This window comes from Tessaracoccus sp., from assembly GCF_016714275.1.
In the GTDB taxonomy this organism is placed as follows: Bacteria; Actinomycetota; Actinomycetes; order Propionibacteriales; family Propionibacteriaceae; genus Arachnia.
The window spans coordinates 1-17,835 of record NZ_JADJNP010000009.1 but is presented as its reverse complement, the minus strand read 5'-3'; the positions used below and the strand labels follow the sequence as shown (position 1 = coordinate 17,835).

23 protein-coding genes and 1 tRNA gene are annotated in these 17,835 nt (G+C 65.1%); 13 read left to right on the top strand and 11 right to left on the bottom strand.

Translation table 11 applies throughout. The features are described 5' to 3' along the window. The first annotated feature begins 40 nt into the window (after positions 1–40). A complete protein-coding gene (locus IPJ61_RS19820; RefSeq protein WP_297111983.1) occupies positions 41–436 on the top strand; it encodes a hypothetical protein in 396 nt (131 codons plus the stop codon). On the opposite strand, the gene IPJ61_RS19815 is transcribed toward IPJ61_RS19820, so the two are convergent. After that, positions 433–1,227: a hypothetical protein gene (locus tag IPJ61_RS19815; RefSeq protein ID WP_297111981.1), complete on the bottom strand. Its 795-nt coding sequence runs from the start codon at positions 1,225–1,227 to the stop codon at positions 433–435. The two genes, IPJ61_RS19820 and IPJ61_RS19815, sit on opposite strands and share 4 nt — an antisense overlap. Before the next feature lie 188 nt (positions 1,228–1,415). Here IPJ61_RS19815 and IPJ61_RS19810 point away from each other — a divergent pair, with 188 nt between their 5' ends. Then, positions 1,416–1,682, top strand: a complete 267-nt coding sequence (locus IPJ61_RS19810; RefSeq protein ID WP_297111979.1) for a hypothetical protein — start codon at positions 1,416–1,418, stop codon at positions 1,680–1,682. On the opposite strand, the gene IPJ61_RS19805 is transcribed toward IPJ61_RS19810, so the two are convergent. From IPJ61_RS19805 to IPJ61_RS19780, 6 genes are all read right to left on the bottom strand, one after another. Next, positions 1,661–1,831, bottom strand: a complete 171-nt coding sequence (locus IPJ61_RS19805; protein ID WP_297111977.1) for a hypothetical protein — start codon at positions 1,829–1,831, stop codon at positions 1,661–1,663. The two genes, IPJ61_RS19810 and IPJ61_RS19805, sit on opposite strands and share 22 nt — an antisense overlap. A gap of 14 nt (positions 1,832–1,845) precedes the next feature. Next, on the bottom strand, positions 1,846–2,157 hold the full coding sequence (locus tag IPJ61_RS19800) for a S24/S26 family peptidase (protein WP_297111975.1): 312 nt from the start codon (positions 2,155–2,157) through the stop codon (positions 1,846–1,848). A gap of 641 nt (positions 2,158–2,798) precedes the next feature. Then, positions 2,799–2,865 (bottom strand) — tRNA-Arg (locus tag IPJ61_RS19795). 746 nt (positions 2,866–3,611) lie between these two features. Continuing rightward, positions 3,612–4,190, bottom strand: a complete 579-nt coding sequence (locus IPJ61_RS19790; RefSeq protein WP_297111973.1) for a HesA/MoeB/ThiF family protein — start codon at positions 4,188–4,190, stop codon at positions 3,612–3,614. A gap of 5 nt (positions 4,191–4,195) precedes the next feature. After that, the gene (locus tag IPJ61_RS19785) at positions 4,196–4,432 is read right to left on the bottom strand and encodes a hypothetical protein (RefSeq protein ID WP_297111971.1); all 237 of its coding nucleotides are present in this window, start codon (positions 4,430–4,432) and stop codon (positions 4,196–4,198) included. Between the two features lie 7 nt (positions 4,433–4,439). After that, positions 4,440–4,643: a hypothetical protein gene (locus IPJ61_RS19780; RefSeq protein ID WP_297111969.1), complete on the bottom strand. Its 204-nt coding sequence runs from the start codon at positions 4,641–4,643 to the stop codon at positions 4,440–4,442. A 93-nt stretch (positions 4,644–4,736) separates the two neighbouring features. Here IPJ61_RS19780 and IPJ61_RS19775 point away from each other — a divergent pair, with 93 nt between their 5' ends. The 3 genes from IPJ61_RS19775 to IPJ61_RS19765 all read left to right on the top strand — a co-directional run bounded on the left by IPJ61_RS19775 (position 4,737) and on the right by IPJ61_RS19765 (position 10,158). Beyond that, positions 4,737–6,623: a zinc ribbon domain-containing protein gene (locus IPJ61_RS19775; RefSeq protein ID WP_297111967.1), complete on the top strand. Its 1,887-nt coding sequence runs from the start codon at positions 4,737–4,739 to the stop codon at positions 6,621–6,623. Positions 6,624–7,898: 1,275 nt separating this feature from the next. Then, complete coding sequence (locus IPJ61_RS19770; RefSeq protein ID WP_297111965.1) at positions 7,899–8,504, top strand: hypothetical protein; 606 nt, start codon at positions 7,899–7,901, stop codon at positions 8,502–8,504. Positions 8,505–9,486: 982 nt separating this feature from the next. Beyond that, the gene (locus IPJ61_RS19765) at positions 9,487–10,158 is read left to right on the top strand and encodes a hypothetical protein (protein ID WP_297111963.1); all 672 of its coding nucleotides are present in this window, start codon (positions 9,487–9,489) and stop codon (positions 10,156–10,158) included. Here IPJ61_RS19765 and IPJ61_RS19760 read toward each other — a convergent pair. The 4 genes from IPJ61_RS19760 to IPJ61_RS19745 form a co-directional block, all read right to left on the bottom strand. Further along, a complete protein-coding gene (locus IPJ61_RS19760) occupies positions 10,155–10,520 on the bottom strand; it encodes a hypothetical protein (RefSeq protein WP_297111961.1) in 366 nt (121 codons plus the stop codon). The genes IPJ61_RS19765 and IPJ61_RS19760 overlap by 4 nt on opposite strands. 31 nt (positions 10,521–10,551) lie before the next feature. Continuing rightward, positions 10,552–11,241, bottom strand: a complete 690-nt coding sequence (locus IPJ61_RS19755) for a hypothetical protein (protein ID WP_297111959.1) — start codon at positions 11,239–11,241, stop codon at positions 10,552–10,554. Between the two features lie 275 nt (positions 11,242–11,516). Continuing rightward, complete coding sequence (locus IPJ61_RS19750) at positions 11,517–11,654, bottom strand: hypothetical protein (protein ID WP_297111957.1); 138 nt, start codon at positions 11,652–11,654, stop codon at positions 11,517–11,519. Positions 11,655–11,727: 73 nt separating this feature from the next. After that, positions 11,728–12,048, bottom strand: a complete 321-nt coding sequence (locus IPJ61_RS19745) for a hypothetical protein (RefSeq protein ID WP_297111955.1) — start codon at positions 12,046–12,048, stop codon at positions 11,728–11,730. 248 nt (positions 12,049–12,296) lie between these two features. Here IPJ61_RS19745 and IPJ61_RS19740 point away from each other — a divergent pair, with 248 nt between their 5' ends. The 8 genes from IPJ61_RS19740 to IPJ61_RS19705 all read left to right on the top strand — a co-directional run. Further along, positions 12,297–13,004 carry a hypothetical protein gene (locus IPJ61_RS19740; protein ID WP_297111953.1) on the top strand — a complete coding sequence of 236 codons (708 nt, stop codon included), beginning with the start codon at positions 12,297–12,299 and terminating at the stop codon, positions 13,002–13,004. A gap of 82 nt (positions 13,005–13,086) precedes the next feature. After that, positions 13,087–13,761, top strand: coding sequence for a hypothetical protein (locus tag IPJ61_RS19735; protein WP_297111952.1), 675 nt, complete (start codon positions 13,087–13,089; stop codon positions 13,759–13,761). Continuing rightward, positions 13,712–14,401 (top strand): N-6 DNA methylase, encoded by a 690-nt coding sequence (locus IPJ61_RS19730; RefSeq protein WP_297111951.1) that lies wholly within the window; start codon positions 13,712–13,714, stop codon positions 14,399–14,401. The genes IPJ61_RS19735 and IPJ61_RS19730 overlap by 50 nt, the downstream gene beginning before the upstream one ends. After that, complete coding sequence (locus tag IPJ61_RS19725) at positions 14,398–14,922, top strand: hypothetical protein (protein WP_297111949.1); 525 nt, start codon at positions 14,398–14,400, stop codon at positions 14,920–14,922. Before IPJ61_RS19730 ends, IPJ61_RS19725 begins: the two co-directional genes overlap by 4 nt. Beyond that, positions 14,919–15,761 carry an OLD family protein gene (locus IPJ61_RS19720; protein WP_297111947.1) on the top strand — a complete coding sequence of 281 codons (843 nt, stop codon included), beginning with the start codon at positions 14,919–14,921 and terminating at the stop codon, positions 15,759–15,761. The genes IPJ61_RS19725 and IPJ61_RS19720 overlap by 4 nt, the downstream gene beginning before the upstream one ends. Before the next feature lie 498 nt (positions 15,762–16,259). Next, positions 16,260–16,859 carry a hypothetical protein gene (locus IPJ61_RS19715; RefSeq protein ID WP_297111946.1) on the top strand — a complete coding sequence of 200 codons (600 nt, stop codon included), beginning with the start codon at positions 16,260–16,262 and terminating at the stop codon, positions 16,857–16,859. Between the two features lie 203 nt (positions 16,860–17,062). Next, positions 17,063–17,452: a hypothetical protein gene (locus IPJ61_RS19710; protein ID WP_297111944.1), complete on the top strand. Its 390-nt coding sequence runs from the start codon at positions 17,063–17,065 to the stop codon at positions 17,450–17,452. Between the two features lie 10 nt (positions 17,453–17,462). After that, on the top strand, positions 17,463–17,835 hold a 373-nt coding region (locus IPJ61_RS19705; RefSeq protein ID WP_297111942.1), incomplete at its 3' end, for a hypothetical protein.

Here is a 17,835-nt window from a genome sequence, read left to right as displayed (position 1 = left end):
AGGCTATCACGCCAGCAGGCGGTCATGGTACAACGTAGGCATGCTCACCATCCACCGTCCCGGGCTCGACGGCCCGTTCCCAGCGGCGCCGCGCTACTACCACGGCGTGCCCGACCCGACCGCCTACCAACCCGCGCCTAAGCCGCACAGCACGGGGGTGACCTTCTACCCGATGACGTCGTCTACGCCGCGCACCGCGGTTGACTCAGGCATCCAGCCTCAAGCTGAGGGCAAGCCGGCACCGCAAGCCCCCGGGCCTGACGCGGCCACGCCTACAGCTACGGTGACGAGTCCGACGGGTGTCACCGAGGCGATGCCCGCGACGCTACCGGCTGAACCTGAAGCGGTCGCGACGCCGAAGCGGTGGCCGTGGGTCGTCGGCGGCATCGCGGCCGCGGGCGCGCTGATCCTCGGGACACGGCTCCTGCGACGCTAGCGCTGCCGGCCGAGATCGATGATCTCGGACAGGTCACGGTAGCAGAGGACGACGTCGTCGTCCTTCACGCCTTCAGTGCAGCACCCACTCGAGACGCCACGCGGGACGGTGTCGCCGATGAGCCAGACGCGCATCGGCCGATCGTCCTTTGCGGCCAACGCGATGAGCACGCCCGGCTTGTTGGCGGGGTGGTTGACGAACTGCTTGGCAGCGTGCGCCCTTTGCCAAGCATCACGGTCAGCCAGGATTGCCGCGCAGGCCGCGCCGACCACGTCCCCGCGCGCCGCAACCGCGTGCCGATGCCGGATGATGTCGTGTGCCATCGACCGCCATTGCTCCGGTACGTTGCCGTCGACAGCCGTCTGGGCGGTCTGAAGCCAGGCGTCGACGTCGACACCAGAGGGGCACGCCCACAGCCCCAGCTGATCGAGCACGTCATCCACCTCGTCCATCGCGTCCAGGCGCTTGATGCATGCGGCCAAATCAGGGTGCGCCGCGGCCCATGCGGCCTCTGCCGCGGCCACGGTATCCAGCAACGTGGCCTGCTGTACGTTGTAACCGTCGTCGCGCCACACCTGCGCGTCCCACGTCATGTTCACATCGGTCCACGGCGGGAGGTTGACATCAAGCGAGTCAGGCAAGCCGGGCATCAGCGAACTCCTCTTGTACGAACGCGGGCCGGCGACAAGCTCGAGCCGCAGTTCCATCCGCAGATACACCGAGTGAAGGCCCCGGCCCAACCCGCCTGCGGTGCGTGCAACAGCGCGCGCGGTGACGATGCGCGGGGGCACACCGTGAGCCACGCGCCCTTCCGCGGCCACGCAGGCGCCCCGATCCGAACCTGGCCGCCTACGCAGGTTGAGTCCGCACGCCAGCCACATGCGCAGCTGAACCGACCGGCGTACGTCGCAAACACACCGTCCGTCCGGATCACACGACCAGGCGCATGACCTGTCAACGGCACGGCTTTGGCTCTGTCTTGAAACGCGCCGCTTCGTTCTGGGCGTTCGTCGGCGTCGAGCCGATCCACGAGCCGTCGGCAGACGACGACGACGCCATCCGCATGATCCGACTTCATCCAGTTGTGAAGCGGATACGAGTACCGACGCCAGACTTCGTCAAGGAGTGCGTTACGCAGGCCCTCAGCGAGCATGTCATGCAGGCCGTCGAGGATCTCGAAGACGGCGGCGTCAGGCAGCCGTCGAGCCCATGCATACGCAGCCGTCATTTTTCGACGATCACGTAGACGACGGCGGCGAACGCGGCGCAGACGGCGATGGCCCAGGCGACGAAGCCCACGGCGCCGACCCAGCTGTGCTTGCTGCCCGCGGGAAGCTCCGCGGACGGTGCGCTCATACAGATGATCACGGCCATGATGGCGAGGACGACGGTCACGGGGGTTGCCTTTCTTACGGGTCGACGCGGATCACACGGCCGTAAATGTTGCCGACGGCTGTCCATCCGTTGACGTGCCCACGTGCGTTGGTGATGCACGCACGCTTCGCCACCGGGTCGAGTTGATCGACGAGGTGGAGGTACTGATGCCCGGCGACGCGGCAGAGCACGACGTCGCCGCGGCTCAACGCGAAGAACGACGTGAGCGGCGCGACGGTGACGAGCTGCCCCGACTGGATGCGTGGTTGCATGCTGTCACCGCGCGGTCGAAACTGCACGGTCTCACCAGCCTGCAACCGCTTGATGTAGTTGTCGGCCCAGGCCATGGTGTTCACATCAGGGGACGGGCCCGTAGCACGCGCCGACCGGTGCGCACCGATCGACCGCAGGGTCGACGCAGTCGGCGTCCGTCGAGCACGTCCACCAGCACGATCCGGAGTTGGGGTCGCACCAGGCACCGGCGGGACACTCCTGCGACGTCGTGCAGGTGGCGCCGCAGCGACGCCCGTCACAGGACGCGCCTGGGCCACAGGCTGCAGCCGTGCACGGTGGGGTCGCGCCGGCCTCGTCACACTCGCACAAGAGCCCGAGGCGAGGGTACCGGATGCTGTCGTCGGCTGCGTCGGGTGCAGCCGGCGGCGCCGCCGTACAAGCCGCCAAGACGGTGATCAGCAAGATGGGCCGCATCGAAGGTACCCTCACGGTTAGCCTACACGCTGTCTGAGCTAACCGCCTACCTTTCCGCTTAACTGGTGGACGCCCCACAGGCAGTGCCAGCTAAATTGCGCAGCAGACGGGTAGCCTACACAGCATGTCAAGAAAAGGTGCTCGCGCCTGCTGAGTGCCTGCCAACCGTACGACGTGAGCGATCGTCACCCAGGGAACGCCGTACAGCTAGCTGGCTATGGGGGGATTCAGCAGACGCGAGCGAAAAAAACCGAGGTCAGGCGAGTGGTGGTGCTTGTGTATCAGCCTTGGAGTTGAACCAAGTACCTACGGATTAGGAGTCCGTTGCTCTACCAGGGTGAGCTAGCTTGTGAGCACCGTGGGGTTTGCCTGACCCCGGAAAACGTCCCGGACCGTGGAGTCGAACCACGCTGGCATGTGAACGGCAGGGGATTTGCGGCCGGTGAAGGCTGCGAGGGTAGCCGTTTAGTTTTTTGCTGTTTCCTTGTAACAGTGGCCTCCCCGAGGCCTCGTCCGGGGTAAATGCCTGAAACCGAGTTGGCCGACCTTGTTTACGTTTGTTGCCGGTATTTCAGACCAGTGCCTTACCGTTAGGCTACACCACCTCGCGGTGACGATGGGAGTCGAACCCATATAGGCGTGTGAGGTCGGTCGTGTTTGGCTTCAGGCAGGAAGAACCCTAGCACCACACCCTGACATCCGTCAACCATCAGGCGGGATCTTTTTTCTCGTTCAAGACGTCAGGGCCGATCCGGGTTATGGATGTCGACGCTGACGGCCCATACCTGGAGCCATCGTCGGCCTGCGTCCGAATGCCAGTCCCGTGCAACGACCGTCACCGTCCGACCGTCGTGGCACACCCGTAGGCTGCTCAGCCGGCGCGTCGATGCACCGCCAATCGCAGACCCGTGACGGCGTACAGATCGTCGATTTACCGACAGGATGGCAGCTGATGATCGTCTGACAGTTGTACTCGTCGACGTGGCCGCCATGATCACGGCACGCCTCACGCTTGTTGCAGTCAGCGATAGCTGAGCCGATGATGACAGCCATGAGCACGCCGAAGCAAACGATGACGACCCAGCTGAGGCCATCACGCACGCTGCACCCCCACCGGCGAGATCATGAACCCGCGCCGGACGTCGAACGTGATGAACGCCTGCACTGCCATGGCGATCGCGCTGGCGACGAAGGCGATGAACGGCAGGTGCTCGCCACCGTCGCACGTCGCCGCGCCGGCGTTGGGCTCGTCGTCGACGGTGAACTGGTCGTCCCAGAGCACGACGCCGAACGATCCGTTGGCGGCCAGGCCGCCGTGCAGGCACGGCACCTTGTGCCGGCGAACCCAGGCCTGGATCAGCCGACGGGTCTCGCCGTTGTCGACGCAATCGACCACGAGATCCGAACCGCCGAGCACCACGTCGACGTTGTCTGCGGTGAGGCGGTGCGGGATCGACGCACCGGCGGTACGCTTGAACAGGAAGCTCGTCTGCTGGAGCAGCGCCACCGCCTTGTTCTTGCCGACGCTCGGGTGGCCGTAGAACTGCGACGCGACGTTCTTCGCCTCGACGCGGTCGAAGTCGACCAGGCGCAGTGTGACGTCGTCGAGGTTGCGGAGGAACTGGACGACGTGCGACCCGAGCGCGCCGACGCCGACGATGGTGATGATCATCATGGTTATGATTTCCTCGATGCACGGATCTGCCGTCGCATCTCTTTGATCGCAGCAACTTCGAGACGACCGATCGCAGCCTCCCAGGCTGCTGCGTCATGCTCGACGCTACGCTTGACCTCAGCTGACAACTCGCGAAGGACTGCGTGCTCGGCGCACGTGACCGTGACGTAGCCGCGGGCGCTGTACGTAACGACGGCACGGTGTCCGCCGATCTTGATGATCTTGGTGCCGGCGTCCATCGCTGTTTCAGCTATCGCGATACCGACGTCCCACGGCCGCCGCACATGCGTTGGTCATGTCCTTAAAGTTGCGGCGCGGACCGTCGTTGCGGACGTCGAGGAACGGCGCGCCGTGGACGTACCCATCGAGCGCGATCGAGTACGGTGGATGCGTCTGCAAGAACGCCACACGGGTGATCGCCGGGCCCGGCTGCACACGAAGTTCGATCATCGCCCCCGGACCCTAACACACCGCCACGACCTCGGCTACTTTCTCGTTCGCGAAAATTGACATGGCGCCGATCATCGACTAGATTGCCACGACGTGACCGACCCGAAGCCTGCGACCACGATGCGCGTCTACCGGTACTTCCTGAAGCCGTACAGCGCGCAGGATGACAAGGAAGTCCACCGCCAGCTCAGGCTCGCCGGTGACTACCGCCGGGCGCTCGCGATGATCGAGAACGGCGAACGCGCCGCCGTCGGCGCGTTGTATCTCGAGGACACAGCCATCCGGGATCGGACGACGGCGTTGACGGCCGCGTTGACCGCTGTTGAGAAAGACGAGGCGATGATCAGCCAGCTGAAGGCTGAGCTGCACGCGCTTCGCGTCGCGCGCGGAAAGACAGTCGAACATCGGCAAGCGCTGACCAAGATCCGCGAGCGCCGCGGACCCATGGTTCGAGGTGTCCGCGGACACTTCTCGGCCGCCGGCCTGTTCTGGGGAACCTATCTCCTCGTCGAGGATGCCCACGATCGCGCCGTCCGAAGCCTGCCCGCGTGGGAAATGCTGGCGGTACGTGGGCCCTGGGAATCGCTAGGCGTCCAGATTCAGAGCACGCGGCCGCTGACCAGCAGCGCGCTCCACGGCGGGGCCGACAGTCGGGTTCGGATCACCGAAGATCACTACGCGCTCGCGAAGCAGTACCGCGATGACGCCGGCATGCCCGTCAGCGACCGCTACGGGACGCCGTCCCAGGATGCCGTCGACCGTGCTGGCAACCGCAAAGGGCGGCGGTTCCAGACGTTGTCGATCCGGACGGGCACGGTGCCAGGCAAGCAGACACCCATCTGGACGCGCTTCCACATCCTGACCAAGGGCCGCGGACAGCAACGGCAGATCCCGGATGACGCCCGCATCGCGTGGATCAAGGTCGTCCGGACGCATGTCACGCACCGACCCCACATCATCCGGAACGGCACACCGACGATGACCGCGCGCGAACGGTGGGAAGTCCAGTTCACCGTCACCGAGCCAGTTCAACGGACAACGCCGACGGCAGCCGGCACCGTCGGCATCGACATCGGCTGGCGGCGGGTCGACGGCGGCATCCGTGTCGCATACGCCGCGACAAAGACAGGCGCTCAAGAACTGGTCATCCCCGACAGCCTGCTTGCGCTGCGCGGCAAGGCCGACAGCATCCGCAGCTACCGCGACCTTCAGCTCGACCTACTCCGCAACGCGTTGATCGTACGGCGTGAGACGGCACCAACTGACTTTGCCGAGGTGCTGGCGCACGCGCATAGCTGGCGCCGCGTCGGACACTTCGTCCACGTCGCACGCCGAGTCCATGAAGCTGTGCTTGCCGGACGGCTTGACGTCGTCACGTGGCTTGGCCCGTGGTTCGTGGTCGCCATGCTCGGCGTCCTCAAGCGCGATGGCCACCTCCGCGGCTACGAGGCTGGACTGCGCGACCAGCAGCAACGCCGCATCCTCGGACGGACGCAGACGTGGATCGCCGGCACCCTGGCTGAGCACGACGTCGTCGGCATCGAACAGACGATCCGCATCGACCGGATGCGCGCGCGCGACACGGCAGACACAGAAAGCGCGCGCCAGGCCGCCGTCGCCCACGTCGAGACGGCGCCTGGCCGCCTCCGTGAATGGGTGATCAAGATGGCGGAGTCACGCGGCATCACGGTCCGCGAGATCGACCCCTACATGACGACGCAGCGGTGCGACGCCTGCGGTGACAACCGCGGTCCGTGCACCGAGCTGTATGCCGTCTGCCCGCACTGCGGCTTCGCCGAGGACCAGGACTACACGGCAGCGAAGACGATCCAGAAGCTCGCGAGCGGCGAGTTGCCACCATTGCGACCGTTGCCGCTCGCAACAACAGTTTCGGAGACATCGACGAAACCCAAGACGTTCCGGCGCAACCGGAAGGCCCCAAAGCCGGAGGTGCTCGCCACAGAGCCTACAAACACCTGAAATCACTTTGGATTCTAGCCGTTCTCTGACAATTCGTACGCAGGCAGATAACGCTTGCGAGCGATGGTACGCCGACGCAGCAGCGGGCCGTGCGTGGCGCGGTCGCTGACAATTCGTACGCAGGCAGATAACGCTTGCGAGTCAAGACAGTTGACGGCGCCGTCAAGCGATGCCATAGATCTGACAATTCGTACGCAGGCAGATAACGCTTGCGAGCCGCACCTCGGGCGGGTCCACGGGAGCCTCATGGACATGCTGACAATTCGTACGCAGGCAGATAACGCTTGCGAGTTCCGGACGTGCGCCTCGACCTGGGCCCACAGCTCGGCTGACAATTCGTACGCAGGCAGATAACGCTTGCGAGTTCGCCGCCTCGGCCGCCTTCCGATCGGCGTCGACGTCTGACAATTCGTACGCAGGCAGATAACGCTTGCGAGATCACGACCCGGTACTTGCGCGGATTGCGGAGCGCGCTGACAATTCGTACGCAGGCAGATAACGCTTGCGAGATCGCCGTCACAGGTAGCCACCGCGGGGAGGCACCTGACAATTCGTACGCAGGCGGAAGACGCTTGCGAGGAGACCCGTGACGTCCAACTCCAAGTCCGCCTCACCCCCCTGACAATTCGTACGCAGGCGGAAGACGCTTGCGAGTGCGCGACCGTATGGGGCAGGACGTCGTGCCATACCTCCTGACAATTCGTACGCAGGCCGATAACCTCTGCGAGGTACTCCTGGCCGATGGCGCTGGCGCCGTCGCAGGCGGCCTGACAATTCGTACGCAGGTCGATAACGTCTGCGAGTCGAGGTCCCGCGACGGCGACATGCACCGATTCGGGCCTGACAATTCGTACGCAGGCGGATAAGGTCTGCGAGGGCATTGGTGCCGCTACGCATCAGCGCCAAGGTAGCCCTGACAACCCGTACGCAGGCACGTAAAGTCTGCGAGGCTCGACGTCGTGCACGTGCTCCAATCACCGCTGACCCATACGCCGTACGCGAGCGGGTAACGCTTGCGAAACCTCCACGAGCCTCGTACGCAGGCAGATGAAGCCTGCGATGATGTCGGCCGCAGCGTGAACCGTACGCAGGCGAATAAAGCCTGCGACAGCTCGATCCGGTCGATGACAATTCATACGCAGGCTGATATCGCCTGCGAGGTCCCCTATCTCGCGCACGCTGTACCAACAGTCCATCCGCAGGCCGGCAACGCCTGTGAGCAATGCCACCGTCGATCTTGACAGCCTTCGCACGCCGTGCGAAGGTACGCGTCCCGTGGCAGGTCACAAACCACCCCCGGGCGGACGGCGGAATCGGGAAGGGGAGGCGGGATGCCGTCGATCGGCCCGTACCAGCCCGCAGGGCGAGCAGTCCGCCGACCCGACCGAGGTCGTCGCTGGAACCGCCGCCGAGACGGATGAAGCCGCCTGGTTCTCGCGGCCTTGGCACGACGGCTACCTTGCCGTCAAGCTCCTCGAGACGCTCGGCATCCTTCACGGCGGCTCGCCGCTACCGCCCGTCCTCCACTCAACGTTGGCGCGGCCGGCGGACCAGACGAACGCCGCTGACTACGCCGCCGTCGCCGCTGTTGCGCTCGAGTCGACGCTCCTGCCCGGCGTCGACGGCGTCGTCGTGCCCGCGGCCGCCGCCTGCCTCGCCAACTGGATCGCCCAGAGCCACGGCGGCGGCGTCGTCCCCAACGTCCACCTGCGGAGCACCGTCGGTTGGCTCCTGTGGCATGGTCTCGACCCCGTCCTCGCGCGCTGGGAGGTCGGCCGGGCTCGGAGCCTCGACCTGCAGCTCGACGCCAGCACCGCCGCCGCCTTCCTGCGGTTGTGGCGCCGCCGGCAGTACGGCACGGCCTGGCGCTTGGCTGCCTGACCGCTGCTGGGTGAGCATCGCCCCGAGGCGGTAGGCGAACTTGAACGTCGGGCGCGTGATGATCTGGATGCTGGTCCAGCACGTGTAGCACTGGACCGTACAACCGGCGACTGCAAGCTGGACCGCGGCAAGCGGTACACCTGCCGTGATGGCGTGGTCGACGGGGCTTCGCTGCCCGTCCGTCTGGATGAACAGCAGCGCCGCGACCCGAGCTTCCCCACAGGCGCACGGATGTGCCAGGAGGTAGTCGCAGACCCACTGTGTCGAGGCCTGGCGTGCCGGGTTGGCGTTGGCTCGTGGTACCCGGATGCCGGCCGCTCGATTCGAGACAGACTGGCGATTCGACTCACGAATTCGCTCAGCTGCGCATGGGCGACAGTATTGCTGCCGGGACCCCGGTGGAAGCATCGTGGGACATTTGGGGGTCCGGCAGCGACGAGTTTTCATCGCAGGGAGCCTACATGGTTTCATGACCTGCCGCAACCACAGGTCATCCTTTCATTCACGCCGGCCTGATTACTCAACAGCGACGGGTACTTGGTCGTCAGATTTCAGGAGTGCGGGATGATCCTACGAAGTCGGCTGGAAGTTTTTTTTGGGCAAGTAGAGCAAGAACCCCGAGTTCCTGGGCCGTTTCCCCAAAAAAATCTTTAGGGACAACTTGAAGGCTAATCCAGCAGGCATGAACGCATAGCATGCAACGTGTGAATATATAAGAGAAAAGAGAGAAGCGATGAATGAAAAGAATATCTTATAATAAGCAACTTTCGTGAAGGAAAATCTGGGTTCATTGCCCATCGCTGTAAGTAGTTGAGCACTCGTCGTGAAAACTAGAATCCGGCGTTCGTATCGGGACGCATAGGGAACGTTGCGGTACCGAAACCGCCGCCTAACCGGTTCCGATCGCGCTCCGTACCCGTACGTATCCTAACCTATCCGCCGATCTTGACGCACGGACGAAGTTAGGGATATGGTCCGTTCCGTGCCGCGCACGAAGCCTGGGCTACGAATTCACATCGAACCAACCTTCACGGCCAAGCTGGAGACTCAGGCCGCGGCCGTGGGGCTAAGCATCGATGACTTCGTAGCATTCGTGCTACGGCAGCAAGCCATGGGTGTCCTGGCCACGTCAGCGCCAACGCCGCGTCTGCCAGGCCGACCTGCGGCCGCGATCGACGACGTTCCCGCAGACGCACCGCGGACGGTGTCCGGCTTCGTCGGTGTCTATGCGCGTGGCAGCCGTTGGTTCGCCAAGCTCGACAAGACCCAGCTCGGGCCGTTCTCGACGGCCGAGATCGCGGCCATCGCGCGGTACCACCACCTCAAGGGCTACGAGCACGGCCTCGGTCGGCGGCTCGCTGACGCCGGCGCGGCCGCGCCTGACACGCCGATCCCAGCGCCGTACAACTCCGACTTGCCGGCGGCCCCGCAGCCTGGCGCACCGACCGATGACCTCAACCTAGGTGGCTGTCCAGGCTGCCGGAAGCTCGGGACAAACGGCCGGCTCTGTCCGGGGTGCATCCCGCTGTGGGCTGCTTGGTCAACGCGACCGGCACCGGCGGCGCCGGAGATCGGCAGCATCATCGACTTGAAGGGGAGCCACGTCGAGGAGTCGTTCGCCGAGTACGTTCGGCGCGTGGCACCTAAGCCCTAGCTGAACTCTACGTCCTCACCGGCAGCGACGGCAGCTCGGAGCCCGCGGGCAAAGCGCAACGCCGTCGCGGCGTGGTTGAGGTCTAGAATCTCGTCGAGCGTCGTGAGCTTGCCCGCCAGCTCCTCAAGCCGGCCTGCGAGCGCAGCGCAGGCCGCGGCAGGAATGGTACCACGGTCATCGTCGTGTGCCAGCAACCACAAGATCGGGTCGTCCGGTGCGAGCGGACCTGGCCAGGTGATGTCGCCGCCGAACCCTTCCATCTCGTCGAGCTTGACACCGGCGCAGGCTGCGACCGCTTTCCGCCAACGATTGAAGGCCCGATAAGTTCCGTGAAAACAGTTATGTGATACGTAGAGGCCCATCACTGTACTCCGTGGTAGACGCCTGCGCAAGCTACGGCTTCGATCGCCGTTCCTTGATGCGGTTGAGCACCCGCTGGATCGCCTTGTACCGTGCGTGCGCCCGCTCTTGAACTTCCTCGAGCGGTCGTACGACGGGCGCCGCCGTGAGCCACGCGTCAAGGTTCTGTGGCGCCTCGGCGTCACCCAAGTACAGGTAGTGTGGATCCGCAGCACGCAGCTCGGTGACGAGCGACTTGCGGTGCGTGACGACGATCGAGGCGATCGTATGCTCCGGCGGATCCTGCGTGAAGTCGGCGATGGCGCGCCCGACACTTGCGGCGTTGCCCTCGGAGAGCCCGATGTCAGGCTCGTCCCAGAAGATGACGTGCGGCGTCTCGCGGCTGCGGCACGTCTTGATACCGGCGAGCACGGTGTTGATGGAGTTCACGCCCGTCGCCTCGTACTCCTCGTCACCGTAGACGAACACGAGCCCGATGTTATAGGCGACTTTTCGGCGGCCTTCCATCGAGATCGGGATGATCTCGCGCTTCGCCTCGCGGCAGATGGCGCTCACGCAACGACGGAAGAAGCTCTTGCCGCCGGCGTTCTCGCCGACGACGGTGACGAGCGGGCAGCTTGCCTTGGCAGGCGTCCAGACGTACGGAATCGCAGGCGGATCGTCCTGGAAGAAGTCGAGCGTCAGCGTCTCGGTGATCAACTGCTTGGCGTTCTTGAAAGCCACGGCGGTCTATCTACCGCATCCCGTACATTTTCGCAAATGCGACGGTTGACTTTCTCTGAGTGGGCTGCGAAGGTCGGTACGTGCTGAACACGATCCTGTGGGAAGTGCTTGGATGCGCGATCGGGTGTGCCCTGATCCCATTCATGCCGTGGAACCGCGCGGAACGTTTGGCTAGGTGTCGTGCACGGCATACGGCTCAGCAACCGTGCGCGTCAACGACCGCACACAAGTGCAGCTGCATGCGGTGTCAAAGCGGAGCGGCGAACTAACATGGGTCACTTCTCCTTCACCTGTAGCGTCTCCGGGTTGGCGATCACCGGCGGGACGCCGGTCCGTTGTCTTCTCCTCGTTGCGTCGCCGTACGGCGACGACGACGACTCGCGCAACGCCTGGGTCGTACGAACCCCGCCCATCCGCGCGAGGTACAACGACTACGGCTCCATCGAGGACATCAACAAGGAAGACGAGTTCACCGCGAACCTGTGGCTACGCGGCCTGCGCGAGGATCTCGTCGAAAAAGGTCCCGGCGACAACCAGTGCCACGACGTGCCGGCGACCAAGGACATGACGTTCGATCAGCTCTTGATGGCGCTGTGGGAGCGGCGCATAGAAGTCGTGCAAGACGCACAGCACTTCTGGCGGCGGCCGATGCCGCGTGCCGTCGACGATGACGCCGAACCGACCGATCAGTCGGTGCCGATGTTCAAGCGGATCAAGCGACTCCTGGGCGAGGGCTACACCGTCGACGAGCCGGTGCCCTACCTCGTGCGCGTGCGCTTTGGTCGGTATATGCAAGGTGCGAAGCACGTGGCAGGCTTGAAGAAAGCCGATACCATCGTGACGAAAGCGGGCTTCGTTACGATGATCGCTGCGGGCTCAGGTCGTTACGCTGACTGCGCTGACCTGCTCGTAACGAATCCACCCAGCAAGGATCAACGTTTCACGGGTCCATTGTGGGACATGGCCTCGGGTCAAAAAGCCGCCGACGACAAGCGCCTTCCCGTCCGTCTCGCCATGGTGCGCGAAGACGTCTGGCAGGCCGCCATCACGTACCAGTGGTCGAAGGGGTCTACCTCGACTGTACGACCTGTGGCCAAGAGGCATACTACCACAAGAAGAATCGGCAGTGCCCGTCGAAGATGGTCAACAAGAAGCCCCTCAAGCCGCACAAGAAGGGCTCGACGTACACGCACGGCCCCGTGTTTCCGCCCGAGGTTGAGCACCGTGTGCTGGCGACCGAATACGGCGAGACGGTCTGGTACGGGCTCGACGCCTTCAAGGTAGGCGTTCGTGCCGCGTGGAAGAAGGTCCTAGCCCACTTCGACAAGCAGGACCATCCGGCCGACCCCGTCTTCGGCGACTACCTGATCTCTGACTTCGTCCTACCTCGGGGCGATGACCTGGGTAGCTGGGCCTTTCACTCCGAGCTGCCCGGCGTCATCAGCGTCGGTGACCACCTGTCCATGTGTCTCGTCGACAAGCTGGAGGTACCCACTCAGGTGATCGATAGCATGGCTGAGCTGACGGCGTTTCAGTATGCCATGCGTGCCGTCGGTGCCGTTTGGAAGCCTGCGTCGTCGACAGGTCCGCAGGATCCGGAGTGGACCGAGTACGTCCGCTTCAACGAGACGCTCGCGCAGATCTCCAAGAAGGAGGCCCGCCGCCACGAGAAGAAGGCGCGCCTCCCCACCACCCTCGGCGAAGCCTTCAAGCGCTTTGCGCCCACAATCAAGCCGCCAGTCAAGCGCGCGAAGCGCAAATAAAAACTGCGTTTCTCAAACGCGATTTATTGACTTGTGCACGCGACCCCGGCATGTTCAACGGGAACAACAGCTCAGGTGCGCCATGACCGCCGACGCTACTCCGACCGACGACCACTTCCCGTTCAACTTCCAGCACGAAGCTAGCGCCAAGGTCATCGACGAGGCCCCGCAACACACGACCGACTACCGGCTCTGGTGCCAGCTCACCTCGGCCTTCGAGGGCGGCAGCAACTACTGGATCCAGGGTGCTGAGGTTGTCGACGTGGACAAGGTCAACAAGGAAGGTATCTACCTCCAGGACTGGCCCTTCCTCGGCGCCGCCATCCTGATCACCGTCATCGAGGATCCGGGCAAGACCAAGCGTCCGTCGCACGCCAAAGGTACCTGGCGCCTCGACCGTGAGGCCCTCATCCAGGGTGCCAAGGTTATGGCGGGTCTCAAGCTGGGGAAAGGTGGCCACCACTGGCACGACGTCGTCCAGGATAACGGCGACGCTATCACGCGGCCACGGCCCCGCGCGCCCCAGCCGCCCCTCTCCTCGGTGCCGGCTTGTTTGGGGAGCATCGTCTTCCTTTGGAGACTCAGGATAGCCTGCCAGCGCGTGGGCGTACGCCCCGACGGCTACGGCCCGGCGTTCCGCGCGCCGGTCGCGCCGCCGCCGCCGCACACCGCCGACCCGCCACGGCCGCAGACGTCCGCGTGGACCCATGAAGCCTACGCTCGTTGTGAAGCCCGCGCTCGTCACGATTCTCCGTGACCTTGCCCACGGCGTCGGCATCTGGCAAGCCTGGTGCGACTTCTGCGAGATCGCCGCGATCACGATCAGCAACCACGTCGACCTCGCCCACTACGCCGAGCGCGAGGCGCGGTACCTTGCGATCATCAAGCGGTACACGCGGCCACAGCTCGATGCGTTCGCGCAGGCGTTCGCGGCGCTCGTTCTGCAGCTCGAGGACGGTATCGACGACGTGCTCGGCCGCGCCTTCATGGACCTGGAGCTAGGCAACAAGTGGGCCGGGCAGTTCTTCACGCCGTTCTCCGTCTGCCGGATGACCGCCGAGCTACAGATCGACGATGACCTCCGCGCGAAGATCGCGGACCGTGGCTACGTTACCATGAGCGATCCTGCCGTCGGCGCCGGCGCCTTCCCGCTCGCGATGGCGGCAGCACTGCGTGACGCCAACATCAACTACCAGCACGCGCTGCACGTCACCTGCCAGGACATCGACCCCAAGGCCGTCCACATGGCCTACGCCCAACTGTCGCTCTGCCACATCCCCGCCGTGCTGATCATCGGCGATACGCTCCGTGCGCCCAGCCAGGGTGAGCGGTGGTATACGCCTGCGCATGTCTGGGGTGGGTGGTCAGCGCGGCTGGCTCGAAAGGAAGCTGCATGAACGTCGCCTACCGTATCTGGGTCGTCCGGAGCTACAACCGGTTCGGCAACACCTTCGTCGAGCGCGAGGTCAACGCGACGTACCACGTCGACCGCGGCGAAGCCTTCGATCCGGATGCGCCGCCTGTCCTCGATGACAACTGCGTCGCGGCGCTCCTCGACGTCGCCGCGCGCGAGCAATGGCCGACGCCGCCGACGGACATCGAGTACGGGCTGATTACGGGGCGTGCGCTCGTCGCGCACCTCAGCGTCGTCGCGACCACGCCTGGCGGCGCGTTCGGGAGTGATCGGCACATCGTCGAGCGTACCGGTGCTGTGTTCCGGTGGACCGTCCGTGACGATAGCGACATGTCGCAGTTGTGGTCTGTATGGCCCCGCATGGCGCCGCGACGCCACCGTCAGGGTTACCGGCACAGCGCTAGCGGTGCGCCTGTGTTCGCGTTCGCGCTCGACGCGGTGCGCGCCAAAGCGTTCCCGGACAGCGGCCCGACGGACAACCTCGATCTGGAGACTCCGCCATGATCTACAAGCTCGACATCAAGGACCCGGCGAAGACGCCGATCAAGTGGCTGCCGAAGGTCACTGCGCTGGCACAGCCACGGACGTTCGAGTTCACGCCAGGGCTCAACGTCTTGTGGGGCGCGAACGGCGTCGGCAAGTCGACGGTGATCAAGCTGCTCGCGCGGGTGTTCCACTGCGAACAGAGCGGGCAACCTGTCATGACGAGCACGTCGATAGGTGAGCTGGCTGACCAAGATCTCAGCGGTGCCGAAGTCCAGCATGATGGGCAAGGCGTTCGGTGCTTCGACCCTGGCAACGCCGTCGGCCTCATCGCCGGGTCGTTCGACTACGACTTCACCGTCGCTGGGCTCCACAACACGATGTTCAAGGGCTCGGCGGGTCAGACGACGCTGTTCCGGTTCGATCAGCTCATCGACGAGATCGCGGCCGGCGCGGTGCCGACGCTCGAGCGTCGCATCAAGCGTACCAGCGTGAACGACGTCTGGCAGGCACGGCTCGACGCTGCAGACCGCTTCTTGGCGGCGACGGGGGCTATGGGGCCGCCGACGGTCCTCCTCGACGAGCCTGACCGGAGCCTCGACCTGGCGGCGCAACATGCGATCTGGCGTTTCCTGCGCGTGTATGCAGGCGATGTCCAGTTCATCGTCGCCTCACACGCCGTCTTCGCGCTTAACCTCCCCGAGGCCAACTACATCGAGCTGGTACCCGGCACGCTCGCACCGGCGCAGCGCGCGATCGCCAATCTCGCGACGTGGGTGGACGCGCCGCTCACCAAGCCGGCCGCTGCTACGATCAAGGCAGCACGGGCTCGCGTCAAGGCACGCCGTAACCGGAAGTGACGCCCCGCGAGCTGTACCACTTCCGCCGCCGCAACGGTCAGTGCGTCAAGTGTGGCTTGGTCGCCATCAAGGGCCGGGTGTGCTGCCAGCGGTGTCAGCGGCGGCGCGCACGAGCCTACCGCCGGAACCGCGCCGCCCGCCGTGCCGCCCGCCGTGCGCGCGACCAGGCCCGGTACAAGCGCCTCCGTACGACGGCTGACGGCCGCCGTCAGATCGCCGCTGCTAGCCAGCAGGCTCGCGTCCGCCGCAAGCAACGCGAGGTCTGTGTTGACTGCCGCCGGCCGCCGGCCCCCGACCGGATCCGGTGTCCCAGACACCTCCGGCGGGTCCGGGATCGGCAAAAAGCGCGGCGTCATAGACAGCCGTAAGTAGCTGAAATCACGTGGGATATCAACCAAGCCGAAAATAATCGCAGGTCACCACTTGCGATTAGCGCCCGAATCGCTATGATGGTTTCTGTAGCCGGCAATGGAACCCCGGCGACATGGAGCACTGATCATGGCGAACTACAGCATCGACACCGGCGACGGAAACCAGCTCGCCGCGGGCCTGCCCGAGCACACCGCCTACCGCACCGCGCAGCGGCTCGCCGACGAGCGTGGCGAGGCGGTCACCCTGTACGCTGAGCCTGTGCGCGGCGAGTCCGAGGACGATGGCTACAACTCCGACCAGCAGACGCGCACCGTCGAGCCGACCGAGATCGTGATCGACCTCGACTCGGCGACCGGGCCGCGCGTCACCTACGGCGCGCAGGACGAGGCGACGGTCGAGCGCGAAATCCCCGAGGGGTACGCGGTCGACTGGTCGAACGCCGTCAACCTCGCGCCGTCGGGCACGCACCGGATCGCCTACTCGGCGCCGCTGGTCAAGGTTGCCCGCTGCGAGTGCGGCGCGTGGCTCGGCGAGCAGTGCGAGCACTCAGGCCCCGCCTGCGATCTGATGACCGTTGAGTGGATGCCCGAGGATCAGCGCGCGTCGCACGTCGCCGCCGGCAACCACGGCGTCTATCCGCACAACGGCGCGGTCCGGCTGCGCGTCTCGGCCGAGTGCGCCGACGCGATCTGCGCCGAGTCCGGCGAGTGGGCGACGCGCCTGTAGACCTGCGCGGCCTGGGTTCAAGACGTGAGAGCGGGTGGACACGTAAGGCTTAGCTATCCAGTACGCGTACCTCGTGCCGTTCCTGGGTGGCACGCTCAAGGTGCACCTGCGCCCGAGCCGTGGGCGTCCGAGCCACGACCCCGACCTCAAGCCACGGCAGCTCGACCTGGCAGCTACGTCTCGACCGACGCCTGAGCATCACCATGGCCCAACAAGTCGGATACTTCGCGAACCACGTCCTCCTGACCGAGGGCCCGTTCGTCATCGTCAACGTGCACGGCTGGCGGATCGAGGTCGATCGCGTATGCGCACGATGCCCGGGGTTGACCTCGCTGGCCGTCCAGGATCTCGCACGGCGTGCGCACGGCTTTCCGGGCAAGGTCGCGTCGTACACCCAAGCCGAGATCGTGTGTGATCATCTCAACCAGCTCGTCCGCGCCGGCCTGATCGTCTACGACGAGGCTACCGACGCCTGGGACCCGATCCCGGATTGGGCGACGGCGGGCGCACAACTGACGGCGCCGTCGTGGGCTGCGTTCCAGCAGCGCATGAACGCGGTCGCGGCATCACGCGGCGTTCCCGCGCCGTTCTAGGAGCTAGGTCATGAGCCGCATCCATGCATCCATCATCGACCCGCGTGCCGACCGCTGTGCGGGCGTGCTCAAGCGGCTCGGTGCCGGGACGTACACGTACGCCCAGCTGGTGGAGCAAGATATCGACAGCGGCTTGGACAAGCTGACGCCCGAGTGGATCGAGATCGTCATGCGGCCTGCGTACGCCGACAAGGTTTGGCGGCAGCTCCATCGCGCCGGCCTGACCGGCTACAACACACCGAGCCGGCGCGGGTCTATCGCGACGATCACGGTCGAGCCCGGCACCGTCGAGCGCGCGCAGACGTTTAACCTCAGAGACGTTGACGTCCGCGTCATCCTGCGTCACCGCACGTCGACCAAGCCTGCGCGGGCGACGATCGACG

Bases quoted from the DNA above. Each gene is read 5' to 3' on its own strand.
- IPJ61_RS19820 (WP_297111983.1), top strand. From the start codon at position 41: ATGCTCACCATCCACCGTCCCGGGCTCGACGGCCCGTTCCCAGCGGCG.
- IPJ61_RS19800 (WP_297111975.1), bottom strand. From the start codon at position 2,157: ATGGCCTGGGCCGACAACTACATCAAGCGGTTGCAGGCTGGTGAGACC.
- IPJ61_RS19790 (WP_297111973.1), bottom strand. From the start codon at position 4,190: ATGATCATCACCATCGTCGGCGTCGGCGCGCTCGGGTCGCACGTCGTC.
- IPJ61_RS19785 (WP_297111971.1), bottom strand. From the start codon at position 4,432: ATGGACGCCGGCACCAAGATCATCAAGATCGGCGGACACCGTGCCGTC.
- IPJ61_RS19780 (WP_297111969.1), bottom strand. From the start codon at position 4,643: ATGATCGAACTTCGTGTGCAGCCGGGCCCGGCGATCACCCGTGTGGCG.
- IPJ61_RS19760 (WP_297111961.1), bottom strand. From the start codon at position 10,520: ATGGGCCTCTACGTATCACATAACTGTTTTCACGGAACTTATCGGGCC.
- IPJ61_RS19750 (WP_297111957.1), bottom strand. From the start codon at position 11,654: ATGGGCGGGGTTCGTACGACCCAGGCGTTGCGCGAGTCGTCGTCGTCG.
- IPJ61_RS19735 (WP_297111952.1), top strand. From the start codon at position 13,087: ATGACCGCCGACGCTACTCCGACCGACGACCACTTCCCGTTCAACTTC.
- IPJ61_RS19730 (WP_297111951.1), top strand. From the start codon at position 13,712: ATGAAGCCTACGCTCGTTGTGAAGCCCGCGCTCGTCACGATTCTCCGT.
- IPJ61_RS19725 (WP_297111949.1), top strand. From the start codon at position 14,398: ATGAACGTCGCCTACCGTATCTGGGTCGTCCGGAGCTACAACCGGTTC.
- IPJ61_RS19720 (WP_297111947.1), top strand. From the start codon at position 14,919: ATGATCTACAAGCTCGACATCAAGGACCCGGCGAAGACGCCGATCAAG.
- IPJ61_RS19715 (WP_297111946.1), top strand. From the start codon at position 16,260: ATGGCGAACTACAGCATCGACACCGGCGACGGAAACCAGCTCGCCGCG.
- IPJ61_RS19710 (WP_297111944.1), top strand. From the start codon at position 17,063: ATGGCCCAACAAGTCGGATACTTCGCGAACCACGTCCTCCTGACCGAG.